Source organism: Caballeronia choica (assembly GCF_001544535.1).
Taxonomy (GTDB): domain Bacteria; phylum Pseudomonadota; class Gammaproteobacteria; order Burkholderiales; family Burkholderiaceae; genus Caballeronia; species Caballeronia choica.
This window is the reverse complement of sequence record NZ_FCON02000102.1, coordinates 1-17,725: the sequence shown is the minus strand read 5'-3', so window position 1 is coordinate 17,725 and position 17,725 is coordinate 1. Positions and strand designations below refer to the sequence as shown.

The following is a 17,725-nucleotide window of genomic DNA, read 5'->3' as shown; positions in this document are numbered from 1 at the left end:
GGATGAATTGATGCGCGCCTCAAGCGTCAGGCTCAGCGATAGACGGCGAGGCCGAGCAGCCCGCAGACACACACGAGCAGGCTGGCGCGAAACAGCGACGGATGCCACACGACGCGATAAAGACCGGTCAGCGCAAGCCCGCGGTCGACGAGCCAGGTGAAAAGCGCGCCCGCGACGAACAGCAGGAGGATCGTCGGCACATAGGCTTCGAGGATCGCGATACTACGAGGCATGAGGTGCTCCCGGACGTTGGGCGCCGCTGTAAGGCCCGAGCGGCGATTGCGGATCGAGCAGCGCGGTGCGGATGAAATGAAGCTTGCTCAGGATGCGTTGCAGCCGGTGGCGCTCCTCGCGCGGCGGCCGCTCGGCATCGAGGAGCGTCTGGAGATCGGCGATGGCTTGCGCCGTCGACGTCAGCGCCGCGTCGAAGCGAGCCGTATTCGGGCGATCGAAAAGACGCGCGACGGCGTCGAGCGTCGTCGCGATCGAACGGCGCCACGGCGTGCCCGACATTTCGCGCGCGCCCACGCCGGGCGCGGCGAGTTCGTGGCGCAGGTCGATCACCGCGTGCCCGACTTCGAGCACCGCGAAGAGCCATTGCAACGCGTCGCGCTGCAGGTCGGGGCGGTCCGCCGCGAGCGCGTTGATCTGCGAGAGCAGGTCGCGCGTGCGGCTTTCGAAGCGCGTCGCGAGGCCCGTGACGCGCGCGCGGCAGCCGAGCACCACTTCGCGGCGCAGGTCGCGCATCAGAAGCCGGCGCAGCCACGGCGCATCGGTCGGCAGGAGCACGGCGAACGCAAGCGACGAGAAGAGCATCGAGAGCACGAGCGCGATCGCATCGTTGATGAAGCCGGTCGGATCGTAGTGCGTCAGGTTGTCGGGGCCGGCGAGAAAGCAGAAGAAGATGCAATAGCCGACCCCGACGCCGACGAGACTGCGCCGCGTGCTCAGGAACATGCCGAGCAGCAGGAACGGAATCAGCGCGGCCGACAGCAGCAGGAAGCCGTCCATGCGCGGATACAGCCCGAACACGACGATCATGCCCGCGACCGTCGCGAGCAGCGTGCCGCCCGCCATCTGGAAGGCCATCAGCGTCGGTCTCGGCGCCGACGACGCGAGCGCGCACACCGCCGCTGCGTTCAGCACCATCGTGCCGCCGCTCGGCCACGCGGTCTCGATCCAGAACGCGCCGAGCACGAGCATCACGATCATCGCGCGCAGGCCGGATACGCTCGCCGCGACGAGGTTCGTGCGTGGCACGTAGCGCGCGATCCAGTGCTCGCGCTCGTGCGTCGGCACGGCAAGCGACGCGTAGGTCTCGGCGTAGGCGAGCAGGTCGTCGACGAAGCGGTAGAGCAACTCGGCTGCGGTATCGAATTCGAGCAGCGCGAAGGCGGGATCGGTATCGCGGCGGGCTTCGAGTTCGATGCGCGTCGCGCGGATGCGCTTCGGCAGCGCCGCCTTGAACGCCGCGAGTTGCGCGGCGGCGTGCGCGGCGTCGGCGGCATTCAGCACCGGTTCGCCGGACTTGTTCAGGAGCGGCGCGACCTCGCGGAAATACGGTTCGAGCGCGGCGACGGTCGTCATCGAACCGTTCGCGCGCAGCCGGTTCATCAGTTGATGGAGCGCGTGAAAGCGCGTCGACGCGCTCATGAACTCGCTGTTCAGGCGCGCGAGCCGGCCACTTTTCAGGCGCGTTTCCGGATTCTCGAACACGGCGACGCTGCGCGCCGCCTCGAAGCCGACGATATCCGCGACGAACGCCGCGTTGGTCGCCTCGATCTGCGGACGGTCCATCTGGCCGGACAGTGCGCGGCACACGTAATCGACGAAGCCGCTGAAGCGGCGCCGCACCGTCGTCTTGATCTGCTCGCCCGCGTGCTGCGGAAAGACGAGCGCGCTCACCGCGCCCGCGCACACGATGCCGAGCGAGACTTCGCTCACCCGGGTGAGCGCCGAGAGGAACGCGCCATCGGGATGCTGGGCCGCCGGAATGCCGATCAGCGCCGCCGTGTAGCCGGCGAGCACGAAGCCGTACGAGCGGAAGTTGCGGTTGCGCGCCGCGCCCGCCGTGCAGATGCCGACCCAGAGCGCGGTCGCCGCGATGAACAGCACGGGCTGCTGCGAGAACAGGCTGATCAGGACCAGCATCACGACCAGGCCGACCATCGTCCCGCAAAAGCGATAGAAACTCTTCGCGAGCACCATGCCGCTTTGCGGCTGCATCACGACGAACACTGTCGTCATCGCGGTGCGCGGCTGCGGCATGTCGAGGCGCATCGCGATCCAGAGCGTCAGCAACGCGGCGAGCACGGCCTTGAAGATGTAGATCCAGGCGAGCCCTTCGGTTTGCGCCCAGTTTGCCAACGCGCTTGGCAGCGATTCGCGTGGCGGCCTGTCGGCGAGGGAAGCAGGAGTGGACATCGTGGCTCCTTTATTTCGCGCTGGCGCTGAGTGCGCGCAACGGCCCGATATGCTTCGACGGCGCAAGCGTGCCGTCCTCGGGTCCGTTCGACGGATCGTCGAGACCGCCGCCCAGCGCCGCCTGCAAAGACGCATAGCTGGAGAGCCGCTCCGCGCGCACGCGTGCCTCGCCGTCCTGCGCGCGCAGCAACTGCGTCTGCGCGATGAGCACGTTGAGGTAATCGGTCAGGCCACGCTTGTAGCCTTCGTTGGCCAACTGATAGTTCTTGCTCGCCGCAGCGACCGAGCGGCCCGATGCGTCGAGTTGCGAGTCGAGCGAGCGCATCCGCACGACCTGGTCGGCGATTTCCTTCAGCGCGCCGACCAGCGTGCCGTTGTAGTGCTCGACCGCCTGGTCGTATTGCGCGGACGCCGCGCCGAGTTCCGAGCGCAGGCGCCCGCCTTCGAAGATCGGCAGCGTGATCGCCGGGCCCGCGCTGAAACCGGTTCCGGTGCCGCCCAGGAAAGTGAGCAGCGCGCCGCCGGCGGCCATCTGGCTCACCGAGGCGAGCAGGTTGACGTTGGGATAGAACGCCGCTTTCGCGACGTCGATGCCGCGCGCCTGTCCCGCCACCATCCAGCGCGCGGCGACGACATCCGGCCGTCGCCCGACGAGTTCGGCGGGCAGCGCGGACGGCAGCCCGAGCGGCTGGGCCAGCGAAAGCACCGGCCGCACGAGCGACGCGCCCGCGCCCGGACCCGCTCCCGCGAGCGCGGCGAGCTGATTGCGCGCGAGTTCGATCGCTTCGTTGTAGACGTCGACCTGACGCTCGTATTCCGGCAGCGGGGTTTCGGCCTGGCTCAGTTCGAGTTGCGTGCCGAGGCCGCCCGCGAGCCGCCGTCGCGCGAGATCGGCGATCTTTTGCTGCTGCGCGAGCGTGTCGCGGGCGATGTCGAGCAGCGCGAAATCCTGCGACAAGCCGATATACGCCCGCACCACGTTCGTTTCGAGTTCGAGCTGCGCGGCGCGGGCGTCGGCGGCGCGCACGTGGGCGGCATCGACGGCGCGTTCGGCGGCGTTTTCGTCGCGGCCCCAGAGGTCGAGGTTGTACGAGAGCGAGAGGGCGGCCGTGTTGTTCCAGGTCGTCGTGTTGTTGAAGGGGCCCGGGCCGTAGTAGCCGTTCTCGGGCCAGCCCTGGCGCGTCACGTCGAGCGATCCGTCGACGTGCGGCGCCAGCGCCGAGCGCGCGACGCCCACCAGCGACTGCGCTTCGCGTACGCGTGCCGCCGCGATCGCGAGCGTCGGGCTGCCGGCGTTCGCGCGCTCGACCCAGTCGTTCAATTGCGGGTCACCGTATGCGCGCCACCATTGGGCGGACGGCCAGCCGGCCTGCGCGTCGGCGGCGCGAATAGCTGCGCCGGCGTCGAGCGTCGCGGCGTCCTTGAGCGAATCCTGCGGGGCGACACTTCCCGTGCTGGCGCAACCGGCTATTGTTAAGATTACTGTAAGAGCCGCGAGGGCAAAGGCTCCTTTTGATACCGGCGCTGGCACGATTAGCTCCCAAATCTGGATTAGACGTCAGAGACTTATTATATTTTTGCTCTGATTGTCGAATAACCCGTAACGATGCAAAGCATCCTTACGAACTTTGAGATAATCGTTATTGCCGAACATGTAATAATCGGCGCCGAAGACATGAGGAGCGACGGAAGGCTGTATGGATACGCTACAAAACATGCGCGTTTTCGTGCGCGTCGTGGAAGCCGGGAGCTTCACGGCGGCCGCGCAGCATCTGAATACGACCACGGCGTATGCGTCGCGGGCCGTCTCCGACCTGGAGGCGCACCTGCGCACGCGCCTTCTGAACCGCACGACGCGCCGGATCGCGCTGACCGAAGCGGGCGAGCGCTATTTGCAGCGCTGCGAGCAGATTCTCGCCTACGTCGACCAGGCCGAGGCCGAAGCGGGCGACGCGCACGCGCGCCCGTCGGGCAAGCTGAAAGTGCATTCGATGACGGGCTTCGGCCAGCACTACGTCGTGCCGATGATCTCGCGCTATCAGGCGCGGCATGCGTCGGTGCAGGTCGAACTGACGCTCGCGCAGCGCATGCCGGACTTGCTCGACGAGGGCTACGACGTGTCGGTCGTGCTGGCTTCCGACTTGCCCGACTCGGGGCTCGTGTCGCAGCGGCTCGGCTCGGCGTTCAGCATCGCGTGCGCGTCGCCGGCCTATATCGCGAAGCACGGCACGCCGCACGTACTGTCCGACCTCGTGCGCCACACCTGCCTGCAACTGGTGACGCCCGTCCTGCCGATCGACAAATGGATCTTCGAAGGCCCGAACGGCCACGAGACGGTGAGCCTCGGGTCGGCGACGTTCACGGTGAACGTCGCCGATGCGATGGCGGTGGCCGTCCGCGAGGGCATGGGCGTCGGCGTGCTGCCGACTTCGTCGGCGCTGCCGCTGTTGCGCGCGGGCACGATCGTGCGCGTGCTGCCGCAATACACGATGCAGGAGCTGAACGTCTTCGCGCTATACCCGTCGAGGCAGTACCTGGACGCGAAAATCCGCACCTGGGTGGATTTCCTGCGCGACGAATTGCCGGCGACGCTCGCGGCCGATACCGAATCGCTGAAGGAATTCGTCGTCGCTTGAATCGAGTGACGAGCGGTAACAATTGAAGTGTGGGGTGCAACACTTGCTTACTTCGCGTTTGGCCGCATCTTGTTACTTTCGAGGTTATGCAATCCATTGCACTCGACCACGCCACGGGAAAAGCCTGATGAATACGCCACTGACCTTCGCCCTTGCGATGCTGCTTGTCCTGATCGCCGTCCCTGCCACGCGCGAACTGTTCGGCATCTTGCGCGACAATGCGGCGAAAAAGCGCCTCGTTCCCATCAGGATCGATGCGCAGCGCCGGCGCGATCGTTGAGCGTTGATTCCTGGCGTCATTCCTGACGCTCCAGCGGTTCGATCAGCCGCGGATCGTCGTTGATCGCGCGGTTCACGTCGGGCGTCACGCGATGCCAGACGAATTGCGACGCCGCGACGCCGCCCGTCTCGCCGAGCCTGTCGAGTTCGTCCGGCGGCAGCGCCGGATCGAGCCAGCGCCGCGCGGCATCGGCGGCAAACACGAGCGGACGGCGGTCGTGGACGTCGACGAGCCCTTCGTCGGCGGCGGCCGTCACGATCACGAACCCCGCGCCCGGCACGAGCGCGTCGTCCTCGGTCTGGATGCTCGTGAGCGCCGCGAGGAACATCGGCTCGTCATCCGCGCGCCGGATGAAATAGGGCTGCTTGAGCGGTTCCGCGCCATTCGCCTGTGCTTCGCTTTTCCACTCGAACCAGCCGTCGGCGGGAACCAGGATTCGCGCCTTTCTCCACAACACCCCGAAATACGCGCTCGTCGACGCCGTTGCGACGCGCGCGTTAATCGTCTGCGGCAGCTTCTTCTGGATCGCCCATTGCGGGCAATAGCCCCAGTGAACGGCGCGGATCGTCTCGTCGGGATAGATGGCGAGCGGATGCGTGCCGGGCGACAGGTTGTAGCCGGGGCGCCGGTCGGCGGCATCCACGAGCACGAACGGGTTCTTCAGGTGCATTCGCTGCGCATAGTGCATCGGTAGTCGGTACTGGCTGATTCGGCCGCACATGGCGCTCCTCCGCTAAGTCCAACGATGGCTTTGCCGCTCAGATCTCGACGATCCTGTCCCACGTGAATTGCGGGTTTTCGAGCTGGCGCGTGCGCCGGTCGATATAGCCGCGCGGATTGCAGACGACCCGCGTGCCCTCGGCCATGTAGTCGAACGCGGTGTGCGTGTGACCGTGAATCCACAGCGCGACCGGCGCGCGCACGAGCGAGGGCAGGTCGTTGACGAACCCCGCCGACACCCAATCCTCCGCGTACTTTTCGGCGAGGCTTTGCTTCAGGGGCGCATGATGCGTGACGACGATCGTCTTGCCGTCGAACGGCTTGGCCAGCTCGCTTTCGAGCCACGCGCGCGCGTGTTCGTGAAGCGCGAGCGAATCGCTGGTGGCGAACGAGCGCGGCTCGCCGTCCGGCTCCGGCCACGAAATCTGGATCACGCCACGGTAGTCGAGCATCACGCGCGCGCACGCTTCCTGCGCTCGGGCAAGCTGCGCCTCGCTCGCGCCGAACAGCGCGAAGTCGGTCCAGAGCGTCGTGCCGAGCACGCGCCATTTGCCATATCGATCGATGAGCGTCGCGTTGTTCAGGTAATGCACGTTGTCGACGCTCTGCGCGGCGTCCTGCATCGCCACTTCGAGCGCGCCGAATTCGCCGTCGTAGTACTCGTGGTTGCCCGGCACGTAGATGATGGGCACCTTCGAATCGAAGTTCTCGGCTGCCCAGCGCAGGCCTTCCGCGTGATTGTGGATGTCGCCGGCGAGCACGACGAGATCCGCTTCGGCGTACGGGATCGCGACGGGTTCGTCGGCTTCGAGATGCAGGTCGGACAGGACGCGAATCTTCACGACGGCTTCTCCTCGGCGCGGCGCGGCGCTCCGTTCCAGCGCACTACCTTGCCCGGATTCATCAGGTTTTCGGGGTCGAGCGCGGCCTTGATCGTCTGCATCAGGCGAACCTCGACGGGCGATTTGTAGCGCATCGCCTCGTCGACCTTCAACTGCCCGAGCCCGTGCTCCGCGCTGATGCTGCCGCGATGCGCGTGCACCTGCTCGTACACCAGCGCGTTGATGCGCTTCTGGTGCTCCGCGAGAAACTGCTTCGGCTCGCCGCCTTCGGGCGCCTGCACGTTGTAGTGCAGGTTGCCGTCGCCGAGATGGCCGAACGTCACCATCCGCGCGCCGGGCACGGCTTGCGCGATCAGCGCGTCGGTTTCTTCGATGAAGCGGCCGATACTCGAAATCGGCACCGAAATATCCTGCTTGATGTTGAGCCCTTCCTCGGCCTGCGCGAGCGGAATGTGCTCGCGCAAGTCCCAGAACGCCTGCGATTGCGCCAGATTCTCCGCGACCACAGCATCCTCGACGACGCCTTGCGCGAGCGCCTCCTCCATCAGCCGTTCGAAGAGCGCGCGGGCGTGCTCCTCGCTTTCGCTGTCGGAGAGTTCGAGGAGGACGGTCTGCGCGTGCGCTTCGGCGAACGGATAGCGCATTTGCTCGAAATGCCGGCCGACGAGGCGCAGAGAGAAATCCGACATCAGCTCGAAACCGGTGAGCAGCGCGCCGGCATGACGCTGCGCCATCGCGAGGAAGTCGAGCGCGGCGTGCGGCGACGCGAGGCCGGCCAGCGCCGTCACCTTCGCGACGGGCGCCGGATGGAGCTTCATGACCGCCGCCGTGATGATGCCGAGCGTGCCTTCCGCGCCGATATAGAGATCGCGCAGATCGTAGCCGGTATTGTCCTTGCGCAGCGCGCGCAGGCCATCCCAGATTTCGCCCTGCGGCGTCACCACTTCGAGCCCGAGACAGAGTTCGCGCGTATTGCCGTAGCGCAGGACGCCCGTGCCGCCGGCGTTGGTCGACAGGTTGCCGCCGATCATGCAACTGCCTTCGGCCGCGAGGCTCAGCGCGAAGAGCCGCTGCTCGGCGTCGGCGCGCGCCTGGATGTCGGCGAGCACGACGCCGGCTTCGACGGTGATCGTGTTGTTGTGCGGATCGACGTCGCGGATGCGGTTCAGGCGCCTGAGGCTCACGACCGCCTGCCCACCACCTTCGTCCGGCGTCGCGCCGCCGGCAAGGCCGGTGTTGCCGCCCTGCGGCACGATCGCGACGCGGTATTCGCGCGCGAGCCGCACGACGGCGGCGACCTGCTGCGGGTCGGCGGGCAGCAGCACGGCGCACGCGTGGCCCGTGTAGCGGCGGCGCCAGTCGGTGAGGAACGGGGCGGTGTCGTGGGCGTTGGTGAGCACGTGGGCGGCGCCCAGCACGTCGGTGCAGGCGGTGACGAAGGCGGCGCGGGAATCGTTGCTGCGGGCAGAAGCGGAGGCGTTCATGGAATTCGAATTCGAAAGGCGTACCGACAGTATCGCGCAGTCAGCCCCCGCGCGATGCCTGGCCGGATGGCATAGGCACGCGCCCGGCGCGCCTGTCCGTGCTACAAAGCGTCATGGGCGGCGCGTTTTGCTGCTCGCGCCGCGCGTTTGTAGGGCGCGACGTAGGCGAGCGCGCAGGCGAAGAATACGAGCGCGAGCAGCGCTTCGAGCCAGCCGAGCCGCGCGGACAGGCCGCCGTCGGTCATGCCGCGCACGGTGCCTTCGGCGAGATAGAGCAGCACGAGCATCGATGCCCATTGCAGCGTGTAGACACTGCGCCGCCATGTGCCGGAGAGCGCCAGCGCGAGCGGCAGCGCCTTGATCGCGAGCGCGGAGCCGCCCGGACGAAGCGGAGCCAGCCAGAGTTCCCACGCGAGCGACAGTGCGATCAGGGCGACGAGACTGACGAGCGCGCCGGCGGCGAACGCGGGGCGCGCCGCGGCTGGGTTTTCAAGAGGCCGGTTCATGAGGTCCGGCTCATGCCGCTGCCGCGCCACGCGACAGTTGCAGCGCGGTGCGCGCGAGACGCGCGCCAAGCGCAATGGCAAGCGCTCGTTCGTCGCCGGAGATGCCGCCGCCGTTGTCGCCATTCGAGCGCGCATGATGCGACGCGCCGTATGGCGTGCCGCCGGTCTGCGTCGTCGTGAGCCGCGATTCGGTGTATGGAATGCCGACGATCATCATGCCGTGATGCAGGAGCGGCAGCATCATCGAGAGCAGCGTGCTCTCCTGGCCGCCGTGCAGGCTGCCGGTCGACGTGAAGACGCTGGCAGGCTTGCCGGCCAGCGCGCCGGAGAGCCACTGCGGCGTGGTGCCGTCGAGGAAGTATTTCAGCGATGCCGCCATGTTGCCGAAGCGCGTCGGCGAGCCAAGCGCGAGTCCCGCGCATTCTTCCAGATCGCGCACTTCGGCGTAGGGCGGGCCGTCGGCGGGGATCTCGGGCTGGGTTGCCTCGCAGACCGTCGAGACGGGCGGGACCGTGCGCACGCGTGCCTGCATGCCGGGCACGCTGTCGATGCCGCGTGCGATCGCCAGCGCGAGCTCGCGAGTGGCGCCGTGCCGGCTGTAATAAAGAACAAGGATGTCGTTCATAAGGCTTTTTTAGTGAACGGGTATTATAGGGATAGGGCTTATGTTCGTGGCATTTGGCGCATTTTCTTGCTTGCGCGCCTTACCGTCACGATTGAGGAGAATGGTTTTTGCAGATGCTTTCCATCGATTTCACCGCTGTCAGGCGGCTCGCGAGTTTCGTCGCCAGGCGCACCGGTGAGGACCGCGTGGCTCAAGTGGCGGGCAGCCTGACGTTCACGAGCGTGCTGTCGCTGGTGCCGCTCGCGACTGTCGCGTTTGCGCTGTTTACCGCCTTTCCGATCTTCGGCTCGTTCCAGTCTTCACTGCAGGATTTTCTCGCGGTGCACCTGATGCCGTCGCAGATCAACAGCCAGATCTTCAAGTACCTGAACCAGTTCGCGTCGAAGGCGAAGGGCCTGACGACCGTCGGCATGATCATCCTGTTCGTCACCTCCGTGATGACGATGATGACCGTCGAGTCCGCGTTCAACGTGATCTGGCGCGTGCGCAAGGCGCGGCCGCTCGCGCAGCGCGTGCTCGTCTACTGGGCGATCATCACGCTCGGGCCGATCCTGTTCGGCTGCAGCCTGTCGATCTCGTCGTATCTGTTCGCGCAGTCGCTGGCGTACGCGGGTTCGCATCACCTGTTGCCGCCGATCGTGGAATGGGCGCTCACCGGCGTGTCGCTGCCGCTCACGGTGCTCGCGTTCACGATGCTCTATGTCTACATGCCGAACTGCAAGGTCGAGTGGCGCGACGCCGTGATTGGCGGGCTGATCGCGGCCGTCGCGTTCGAACTCGGCAAGCGCGGCTTCGGCTATTACGTGCGGCGCATTCCGACCTACACGGCCGTGTACGGCGCGTTCGCCGCGCTGCCGGTGTTCCTTCTCTGGGTGTATCTATGCTGGATGATCGCGCTGATCGGCGCGATGGTGACCTCGGCGTTGCCCGCGATACGCATCGGCCAGTTTCACCGGCGGGATTTTCCGGGCAGCGACCTGCTCGATTCGCTCGAACTGCTGGCCCGGCTCGTCGAGGCACGCGAGCAAGGCAGACCCGGCCAGACGGCGCTCGAACTGGCGCGGATGCTGCGTTGCGATATGGACACCTCGACGCGCCTCCTTTCGCAGCTGGAGGCGCAGGGCTGGATCGGACGGCTGGACGACGTGCGCTTTCCGCGCTATGTGCTGATCGCCAACCCGAACCAGATCACGGTGACGATGTTGTTCGACCTGTTCGTGATCGACCGCGACGAACTCGACTATCAGCTAAGGCTCGATGCCACGCAGGTCGACCGTGCGGCGGTGATGGGCGCGCTGGAAAACGAGAAGCTCGATATCACGCTCTGCTCGCTGATCGCCGCGCGTTCCTCGGCGCTGACGGATGCGAGCTTGCGCAACGCGACCCGCTCGCCGATGCCGCACCAGCCCGCGTGAGTTCGCGTCACCGGTCAAAGCGAGATCTTCCCCACGCAGATGTCCTTGAACATCACCCAGTCTCCCATCAGGCTGTAGAGCGGGTGCCGGAACGTGGCCGGCCGGTTCTTTTCGAAGAAGAAGTGGCCGACCCACGCGAACCCGTACCCGCAGACGACTGCCGCTGGCAACCAGAGCCAGTCGCCTGTCGCGATCGCCATCGCGATGCAGCCGATCACGCCGAGCGAGCCGATGAAGTGCAGCCTGCGCGAGACGAGATTGCGATGCTCTTCCAGGTAGTACGGATAGAACTCGGCGAAACTCGCAAAGTGGTCGCTGTGTGCCGTGTGAGCCATGGCTGCCTCCCTTTCTTTCGACGCTTGACGCGTACCCGGACGAGTCCATTGTGCGGCGAAAGGCGCGCTCCGCGCAACCTGGCCATTCGGCCGATGGCGGCGCGTTTCTGCAGCGCTTATTCTGGCCGTATCGCGAAACCGAAAAGGGCGTCGAGCGTTGCGTCGGGCTGTTCGGTCATCAGCGCGTGACCGGCGTCGAGTGTGACGGTATCGACCGCGGCGCCCGTGTTGACGAGCGCATCGACGAGCGCGCGGGCGGCTTTCGGCGGCGTCATCATGTCGTTCCGCCCCGACACGACGAGCACCGGGCAGCGTACCGCCGCCGCCCGTTCGAGTCCGTCCATGTAGGCGTTGCAGGCGCTGAAGTCGGTGTAAAAGAGCAGGCCCTCGCCGCGCGCGGAGACGCGCTCCATCAGGCGCTGGTTCACGCCGTGCAGCCAGAAGCCGGGCGCGGGGCTCGACGGCTTCGCGGCGATCGTCGAATGCGACCACTGGTTGACCATCTCGATCGCTTGCGGCTCGCGATCGCGGGCGGCGTCGAGGAGGGCATCGGAGACGGTCATCGGCACGGCGGTGGCAAGGAGCGCGAGTTTCGCGACGCGCGCCGGATAGCGCGCGGCGGCATCGAGCGCGATCAGCGAGCCCATGCTGTGGCCGACGACGAGCGCACGGTCGACCCGCGCCGCGTCCAGCACGCCGATCAGCCAGTCGGCGAGCGACGCGATGTCGCGCAGCGCCGGCCCGGCGCTGCGTCCGTGGCCCGGCAGGTCGAGCGCGAGCACGCCGAAACCGTGGTGCGCGAAGTAGCGCGTCTGCAACGCCCACACGCTGTGGTCGTGCTCCGCGCCGTGGATGAAGACGGCGGTGGGCCGGGTCGCGTCGAACGCCTTGCCGCCGGTGTACGCGTAGACCGGTGTGCCGTTCATGTCGAGGATCATGCGCGGCTCCCGGGCGCCGGCGCGGCGGAACCGCTCTTTTGCGACGCCTTCAGGCCGCGCTTGAGGTCGTCGATCAGGTCGTCGGGGTCTTCGAGTCCGATCGACAGGCGAATGCGACCCGGCCCGATGCCCGCTGCCGCGAGCGCGGCCGCGTCCATGCGGAAATGCGTCGTCGAGGCGGGGTGGATCACGAGCGAGCGCGCGTCGCCGACGTTCGCCAGATGCGAAAACAACGTGAGCGATTCGATGAAGCGGCGCGCGGCGGCCACGTCGCCGCGCAGGTCGAAGCTGAACACGGCGCCCGCACCGCGCGGCATCAGGCGCGCGGCAAGCGCGTGGTCGCGATGCGTCGGCAGTTCGGGATAGGCGACGCCCTCGACCGCTGGATGCGCGAGCAGGAATTCGACCACCTTGCGCGTATTCGCGACATGCCGGTCCATGCGCAGCGGCAAGGTTTCGATGCCCTGCAGCAGTTGCCACGCGGCTTGTGGATGCAGGCATGCGCCGAAGTCGCGCAGGCCCTCACGGCGCGCGCGCAGCAGGAATGGCGCGACCGTGCTTTCCTCGGCGAAGACCATGCCGTGAAAGCCGTCGTAGGGTTCGGTGAATTCGGGGAAGCGGTCGGTGGCGGTGAAGTCGAACGTGCCGCCGTCGACCAGCACGCCGCCGATCGTCGTGCCGTGGCCGCCGAGGAACTTCGTCGCCGAATGGTAGACGAGGTCGGCGCCGTGCTCGAAGGGCCGCAGCAGGTAGGGCGTCGTAAAGGTGGAATCGACGAGGAGCGGCACCTGGTTCGCGTGGGCGATCTCCGCGACCCCCGCGATGTCGAGCACGTCGAGCCCAGGATTGCCGAGCGTCTCGCCGAAGAAAAGCCGCGTGTTCGGCCGCGCGGCGGCGCGCCACGCGTCCAGATCGTGCGGCGCGACGAAGGTCGTTTCGATGCCGAAGCGGCGCAGCGTGTAGTGCAGCAGGTTGTGCGAGCCGCCATAGAGTGCGCTCGACGCCACGATGTGCGAGCCCGCGCCCATCAGCGTCGCGATCGCGAGATGGAGCGCCGCCTGGCCGCTCGCCGTGCCGATCGCGCCGACGCCGCCTTCGAGCGCCGCGACGCGTTCCTCGAACACGGCGACCGTCGGGTTCGAGATGCGCGAATAGACGTGCCCCGAGCGCTCCATGTTGAAGAGGGCGGCGGCGTGGTCGGTGTCGCGGAAGGAAAACGAGGTGGTCTGGTAGATCGGCGTGGCGCGCGCGCCGGTTGTCGGGTCGGGCGCGGCGCCCGCGTGCAGCACGAGCGTGTCGAAGCGGTTGGCGGGCATGTGAGCGGCCGGGGGGCGGGCTTCCGGCGGTGATCGAGGGTCAATCATCGTAACATCGGCACACGCGCGCCGGACCTAGGGCGCGAACCTAGCTTCCAATCCAGATGCCGAGCGCGAAAACCTTGTCCGATAAGCCAGGCGGGCCGCCCCGCGCTTTCCTTTTGACGGCCTTTCCGCTAGGATCGATCCACGATTCGGCATTTCGCAAGGAGACAAACATGCGAGTCAGCGACATTCTGAAGGTCAAGGGCAACGTGCTCTTCACGGTGACGCCCGAGACGCCGCTGCACGACGCAATCAATACGATGGCGTCGCACGACATCGGTTCGCTCGTGGTCATGGAATACGGCGATCTGGTCGGCATGCTGACGTTCCGGGAAATCATCGTGACGCTGAAGGACAACGGCGGCAGCGTCGGCACGTCGACCATCCGCAAGGTCATGGACGATCATCCGCTCACCTGCACGCCGGAAACGGACGTGAACGAGGTGCGCCGCATGATGCTCGAACATCACGTGCGCTATCTGCCTGTCATGGAAAACCGCCATCTGATGGGCGTGATCTCGTTCTACGACGTGGCGAAGGCGGTGGTCGAGGAGCAGGGTTTCGAGAATCGCATGCTGAAGGCCTATATCCGCGACTGGCCGGAGCAGCAGGAAGAGACGCGCTGATCCGCGCTTCGATCCGCATTCGTACGAAAGACAGCCAGAAAGACACACCGCATCGCAGAACATGGGCAATAAAAAAAGCGCGCCCCGCATGGCGCGCTTTTTTTTCGCCCGCTCCATTTGATCCACATTCCTCCCTCAGCTATCAACTCCAACAAACCATGAGTGACCGCCCGCTTCCCGCTTCGCGCCGTGCGTCCCGCCGCGCCGGCGCCGACGGCGAAAGCCAGTTTCGCCTGTTGCGCGAACGCCGCTTCGCGCCGTTCTTCTGGACGCAGTTCCTCGGCGCGATGAACGACAACGTGTTCAAGGTCGGCTTCACGTCGCTCGTCACCTTCCAGGCCGCGCGCTTTTCCGGCGTCGATCCGAAGACCGCCGCGTTCCTCATCTCCGCGATTTTCATCGTGCCGTTCGTGCTGTTTTCCGCGACCTCGGGCCAGGTCGCCGACAAGTACGACAAGGCGACGCTCACGCGCCTCGTCAAGACCTTCGAGATCGCGGTGATGCTGGTCGGCGGCGCGGGTTTCCTGCTGCACAACGCGGCGCTGCTGTATGTCTGCACGTTCCTGATGGGCGTCCACTCGACCGTGTTCGGGCCGGTCAAGTACGCGTATCTGCCGCAACACCTGGACTCGTCGGAACTCGTGGGCGGCAACGGCCTCGTCGAGATGGGGACGTTCGTCGCTATCCTGATCGGCACGATCATCGGCGGGGCGGCGGCCGGGCTGACCGAGCACGGCGCGATGCTGCTCGCGGCCGCGTGTCTCGCGTTCGCGCTGATCGGGCGAGCGGTGTCGAGCTTCGTGCCGAAATCGGCGGCGCCGGCGCCGGAATTGCGCATCAACTGGAACCCGTTCAGCGAGACGTGGCGCAACCTCGCGCTCGCCCGGGAGGACCGCACCGTATTCTTGAGCCTGCTGGGCATTTCGTGGCTGTGGTTCGTGGGCGCGACCTTCCTCACGTCGTTCTTCAACTTCGCGAAGGACGTGCTGTCGGCGAACCCGGATGTCGTCACCATCCTGCTCGCGACGTTTTCGATCGGCATCGGCACCGGGTCGCTGATGTGCGAAAAGCTCTCGAAGCGGCGCGTCGAGATCGGGCTCGTGCCGCTCGGCTCGATCGGCATCAGCGTGTTCGCAATCGACCTCTTCTTCGCGAGCCATCGCATCGCGCCGGCGGGCCACCTGCTCGGCGTCGGCGAGTTTCTGGCGATCGCGTCGCACTGGCGCATTCTCGCGGACCTGTTCCTGCTCGCGATGTTCGGCGGCTTCTACAGCGTGCCGCTCTACGCGCTGATCCAGAGCCGCAGCCAGCCGACGCATCGCGCGCGCATCATCGCCGCGAACAACATCCTCAATTCGTTCTTCATGATCGTGTCGGCGGTGCTGGCGCTCGCGCTGACGTCGCTCGGGGTCGGCATTCCGGGGCTGTTCCTCACGACGGCGATTTTGAATATCGCCGTCGCGGCGTACATCTATTCGCTCGTGCCGGAGTTTTTGCTGCGCTTTGTCGCGTGGCTGCTGGTGCATACGTTCTACCGCATCCGCCTCGTCGATGCCCAGCGCATTCCCGAGCGCGGCGCGGCGGTTTTGGTGTGCAACCACGTCAGTTTCGTCGACGCGATCGTGATCATGTCGGAAAGCCCGCGGCCGATCCGCTTCGTGATGGATCACCGGATCTTCCGGTCGCCGTTCGTCGGCTGGCTGTTTCGTCACGTGAAGGCGATACCGATCGCGCCCGCGCACGAGGACGCCAAACTGTTGGAGCGAGCCTACGACGCCTGCGGCCGCGCGCTCGCCGACGGCGAACTCGTCTGTATCTTCCCGGAAGGCAAGCTCACGCGCACCGGCGATATCAACCCGTTCAGGCACGGCATCTCCGAGATTCTCGGGCGGCAGTCGGCGCCCGTCGTGCCGATGGCGCTGCGCGGGCTGTGGGGCAGCGTGTTCTCGCGCCACGAGGACACGCGCTGGCCGCGCCCGGTCCAGCGCGGCGTGATGAGCCGGCTGACGCTCGCGGTCGGTGAGCCGATCGATCCCGCCGATGCCACGCCGGAACATTTGCAAAAGGTGGTGAGCGCGCTGCGCGGCGCGCGCAAGTAGCGCGGAGGCGGGCGGCGCGGCGCCTTATCGAGATGCCGCTGGCATAATATCGGCTTCCCCGATTCACTTTCTCAGGACGACGCTCATGTCCGGCAACACGTTAGGCACGCTTTTCACCGTCACGAACTTCGGCGAGTCGCACGGTCCCGCGATCGGCTGCGTGATCGACGGCTGCCCGCCGGGCATGGCGCTCACCGAAGCCGACATCCAGGTCGAACTCGATCGCCGCCGCCCGGGCACGTCGCGCCACGTCACGCAGCGGCAGGAAGCGGACCAGGTCGAAATCCTGTCGGGCGTGTTCGAGGGCACGACCACCGGCACGCCGATCGCGCTCCTGATCCGCAACACCGATCAGCGCAGCAAGGATTACGGCAATATCGTCGAGACCTTCCGCCCCGGCCACGCCGACTACACCTATTGGCAGAAGTACGGCATCCGCGACCATCGCGGCGGCGGGCGTTCGTCGGCGCGACTGACGGCGCCGACGGTCGCGGCGGGCGCGGTCGCGAAGAAGTGGCTGCGCGAGCGCATGGGCATCGAGACGCGCGGCTACATGAGCGCGATCGGCGAGATCGCGGTGCCGTTCGTGTCGTGGGAGCACGTGCGCGAGAATCCGTTCTTCGCGCCGAACGCGGACATCGTGCCGCGTCTCGAGGAATACATGGACTCGCTGCGCCGCGATGGCGATTCGATTGGCGCGCGCATCGAAGTGGTCGCGAGCGGCGTGCCGGTCGGGCTGGGCGAGCCGCTCTACGACCGCCTCGACGCCGATATCGCCAAGGCGATGATGGGCATCAACGCGGTGAAGGCGGTCGAGATCGGCGCGGGCTTCGCGAGCATCGCGCAGCGCGGCTCGGTCCACGGCGATGAAATGACGCCCGAAGGCTTCGTCGCGAACAACGCGGGCGGCATCCTCGGCGGTATTTCGAGCGGGCAGGACATCACGGTGTCGATCGCGATCAAGCCGACGTCGAGCATCCGCACGCCGCGTCATTCCATCGACAAGGCGGGCACGCCGGCCGTCGTCGAGACGTTCGGGCGTCATGATCCGTGCGTCGGCATTCGCGCGACGCCCATCGCCGAGGCGCTGCTCGCGCTCGTGCTGATCGACCATGCGCTGCGGCATCGCGCGCAATGCGGCGATGTCGTGGTGAGCACGCCGAAGATCGCGCCGCGGGTTTCCTGAGCGAGCGGCGGGGTCACGAAATAAAAAGGGCGTCGGTTTCTGAAAACCGACGCCCTTTTTTCATGCACGAACCATTTACATGTTCGGATAGTTCGGCCCGCCGCCGCCTTCGGGCGTCGTCCAGACGATGTTTTGCGTCGGGTCCTTGATGTCGCAGGTCTTGCAGTGGACGCAGTTCTGCGCGTTGATCTGCAGGCGCTCGCCGCCGTCGTCGGTCTTGACGAATTCGTACACCGCAGCCGGGCAGT

General features: G+C 66.6%; 18 protein-coding genes. 6 read left to right on the top strand and 12 right to left on the bottom strand.

What is annotated here, in order from left to right; translation table 11 throughout:
- Positions 1–32: 32 nt before the first annotated feature.
- The 3 genes from AWB68_RS30685 to AWB68_RS30675 are packed head-to-tail and all read right to left on the bottom strand — an operon-like array spanning position 33 to position 3,955.
- On the bottom strand, positions 33–233 hold the full coding sequence (locus AWB68_RS30685) for a DUF1656 domain-containing protein (protein ID WP_087648075.1): 201 nt from the start codon (positions 231–233) through the stop codon (positions 33–35).
- On the bottom strand, positions 223–2,424 hold the full coding sequence (locus AWB68_RS30680) for an FUSC family protein (protein ID WP_087648074.1): 2,202 nt from the start codon (positions 2,422–2,424) through the stop codon (positions 223–225). The genes AWB68_RS30685 and AWB68_RS30680 overlap by 11 nt, the downstream gene beginning before the upstream one ends.
- A gap of 10 nt (positions 2,425–2,434) precedes the next feature.
- Positions 2,435–3,955: an efflux transporter outer membrane subunit gene (locus AWB68_RS30675; protein ID WP_087648073.1), complete on the bottom strand. Its 1,521-nt coding sequence runs from the start codon at positions 3,953–3,955 to the stop codon at positions 2,435–2,437.
- A 166-nt stretch (positions 3,956–4,121) separates the two neighbouring features.
- On the opposite strand from AWB68_RS30675, the gene AWB68_RS30670 reads away from it, so the two are divergent.
- Together AWB68_RS30670 and AWB68_RS48395 are read left to right on the top strand one after the other, a co-directional pair.
- Complete coding sequence (locus AWB68_RS30670) at positions 4,122–5,060, top strand: LysR family transcriptional regulator (RefSeq protein WP_087648072.1); 939 nt, start codon at positions 4,122–4,124, stop codon at positions 5,058–5,060.
- 127 nt (positions 5,061–5,187) lie between these two features.
- On the top strand, positions 5,188–5,340 hold the full coding sequence (locus AWB68_RS48395; RefSeq protein WP_160110095.1) for a hypothetical protein: 153 nt from the start codon (positions 5,188–5,190) through the stop codon (positions 5,338–5,340).
- A gap of 16 nt (positions 5,341–5,356) precedes the next feature.
- On the opposite strand, the gene AWB68_RS30665 is transcribed toward AWB68_RS48395, so the two are convergent.
- The 5 genes from AWB68_RS30665 to wrbA all read right to left on the bottom strand — a co-directional run bounded on the left by AWB68_RS30665 (position 5,357) and on the right by wrbA (position 9,517).
- Entirely contained in the window at positions 5,357–6,061 is a 705-nt protein-coding gene (locus AWB68_RS30665) for an SOS response-associated peptidase family protein (RefSeq protein ID WP_087648071.1), read from the bottom strand.
- Positions 6,062–6,098: 37 nt separating this feature from the next.
- Entirely contained in the window at positions 6,099–6,902 is an 804-nt protein-coding gene (locus AWB68_RS30660; RefSeq protein ID WP_087648070.1) for a metallophosphoesterase, read from the bottom strand.
- Complete coding sequence (locus AWB68_RS30655; RefSeq protein WP_087648069.1) at positions 6,899–8,386, bottom strand: FAD-binding oxidoreductase; 1,488 nt, start codon at positions 8,384–8,386, stop codon at positions 6,899–6,901. Before AWB68_RS30655 ends, AWB68_RS30660 begins: the two co-directional genes overlap by 4 nt.
- A 101-nt stretch (positions 8,387–8,487) precedes the next feature.
- A complete protein-coding gene (locus tag AWB68_RS30650) occupies positions 8,488–8,892 on the bottom strand; it encodes a DUF2069 domain-containing protein (RefSeq protein ID WP_087648068.1) in 405 nt (134 codons plus the stop codon).
- Between the two features lie 10 nt (positions 8,893–8,902).
- Positions 8,903–9,517 (bottom strand): NAD(P)H:quinone oxidoreductase, encoded by a 615-nt coding sequence (wrbA, locus tag AWB68_RS30645; protein WP_087648067.1) that lies wholly within the window; start codon positions 9,515–9,517, stop codon positions 8,903–8,905.
- A gap of 113 nt (positions 9,518–9,630) precedes the next feature.
- Between wrbA and AWB68_RS30640 the strand changes: the two genes are divergently transcribed.
- Positions 9,631–10,932: a YihY family inner membrane protein gene (locus AWB68_RS30640; RefSeq protein ID WP_200828834.1), complete on the top strand. Its 1,302-nt coding sequence runs from the start codon at positions 9,631–9,633 to the stop codon at positions 10,930–10,932.
- 14 nt (positions 10,933–10,946) lie between these two features.
- On the opposite strand, the gene AWB68_RS30635 is transcribed toward AWB68_RS30640, so the two are convergent.
- The 3 genes from AWB68_RS30635 to AWB68_RS30625 form a co-directional block, all read right to left on the bottom strand.
- The gene (locus AWB68_RS30635; protein WP_087648065.1) at positions 10,947–11,267 is read right to left on the bottom strand and encodes an Mpo1-like protein; all 321 of its coding nucleotides are present in this window, start codon (positions 11,265–11,267) and stop codon (positions 10,947–10,949) included.
- Positions 11,268–11,383: 116 nt separating this feature from the next.
- Complete coding sequence (locus tag AWB68_RS30630; protein WP_087648064.1) at positions 11,384–12,205, bottom strand: alpha/beta fold hydrolase; 822 nt, start codon at positions 12,203–12,205, stop codon at positions 11,384–11,386.
- Positions 12,202–13,521: an O-acetylhomoserine aminocarboxypropyltransferase gene (locus AWB68_RS30625; RefSeq protein WP_087648063.1), complete on the bottom strand. Its 1,320-nt coding sequence runs from the start codon at positions 13,519–13,521 to the stop codon at positions 12,202–12,204. Before AWB68_RS30625 ends, AWB68_RS30630 begins: the two co-directional genes overlap by 4 nt.
- Positions 13,522–13,739: 218 nt before the next feature.
- Here AWB68_RS30625 and AWB68_RS30620 point away from each other — a divergent pair, with 218 nt between their 5' ends.
- The 3 genes from AWB68_RS30620 (at position 13,740) to aroC (ending at position 17,477) form a co-directional block, all read left to right on the top strand.
- Entirely contained in the window at positions 13,740–14,192 is a 453-nt protein-coding gene (locus AWB68_RS30620) for a CBS domain-containing protein (RefSeq protein ID WP_087648062.1), read from the top strand.
- Positions 14,193–14,350: 158 nt separating this feature from the next.
- Entirely contained in the window at positions 14,351–16,291 is a 1,941-nt protein-coding gene (locus AWB68_RS30615) for an MFS transporter (RefSeq protein WP_087648061.1), read from the top strand.
- 85 nt (positions 16,292–16,376) lie between these two features.
- Complete coding sequence (gene aroC / locus AWB68_RS30610) at positions 16,377–17,477, top strand: chorismate synthase (RefSeq protein WP_087648060.1); 1,101 nt, start codon at positions 16,377–16,379, stop codon at positions 17,475–17,477.
- Between the two features lie 75 nt (positions 17,478–17,552).
- Here aroC and AWB68_RS30605 read toward each other — a convergent pair.
- On the bottom strand, positions 17,553–17,725 hold a 173-nt coding region (locus AWB68_RS30605), incomplete at its 5' end, for a 4Fe-4S dicluster domain-containing protein (RefSeq protein ID WP_200828833.1).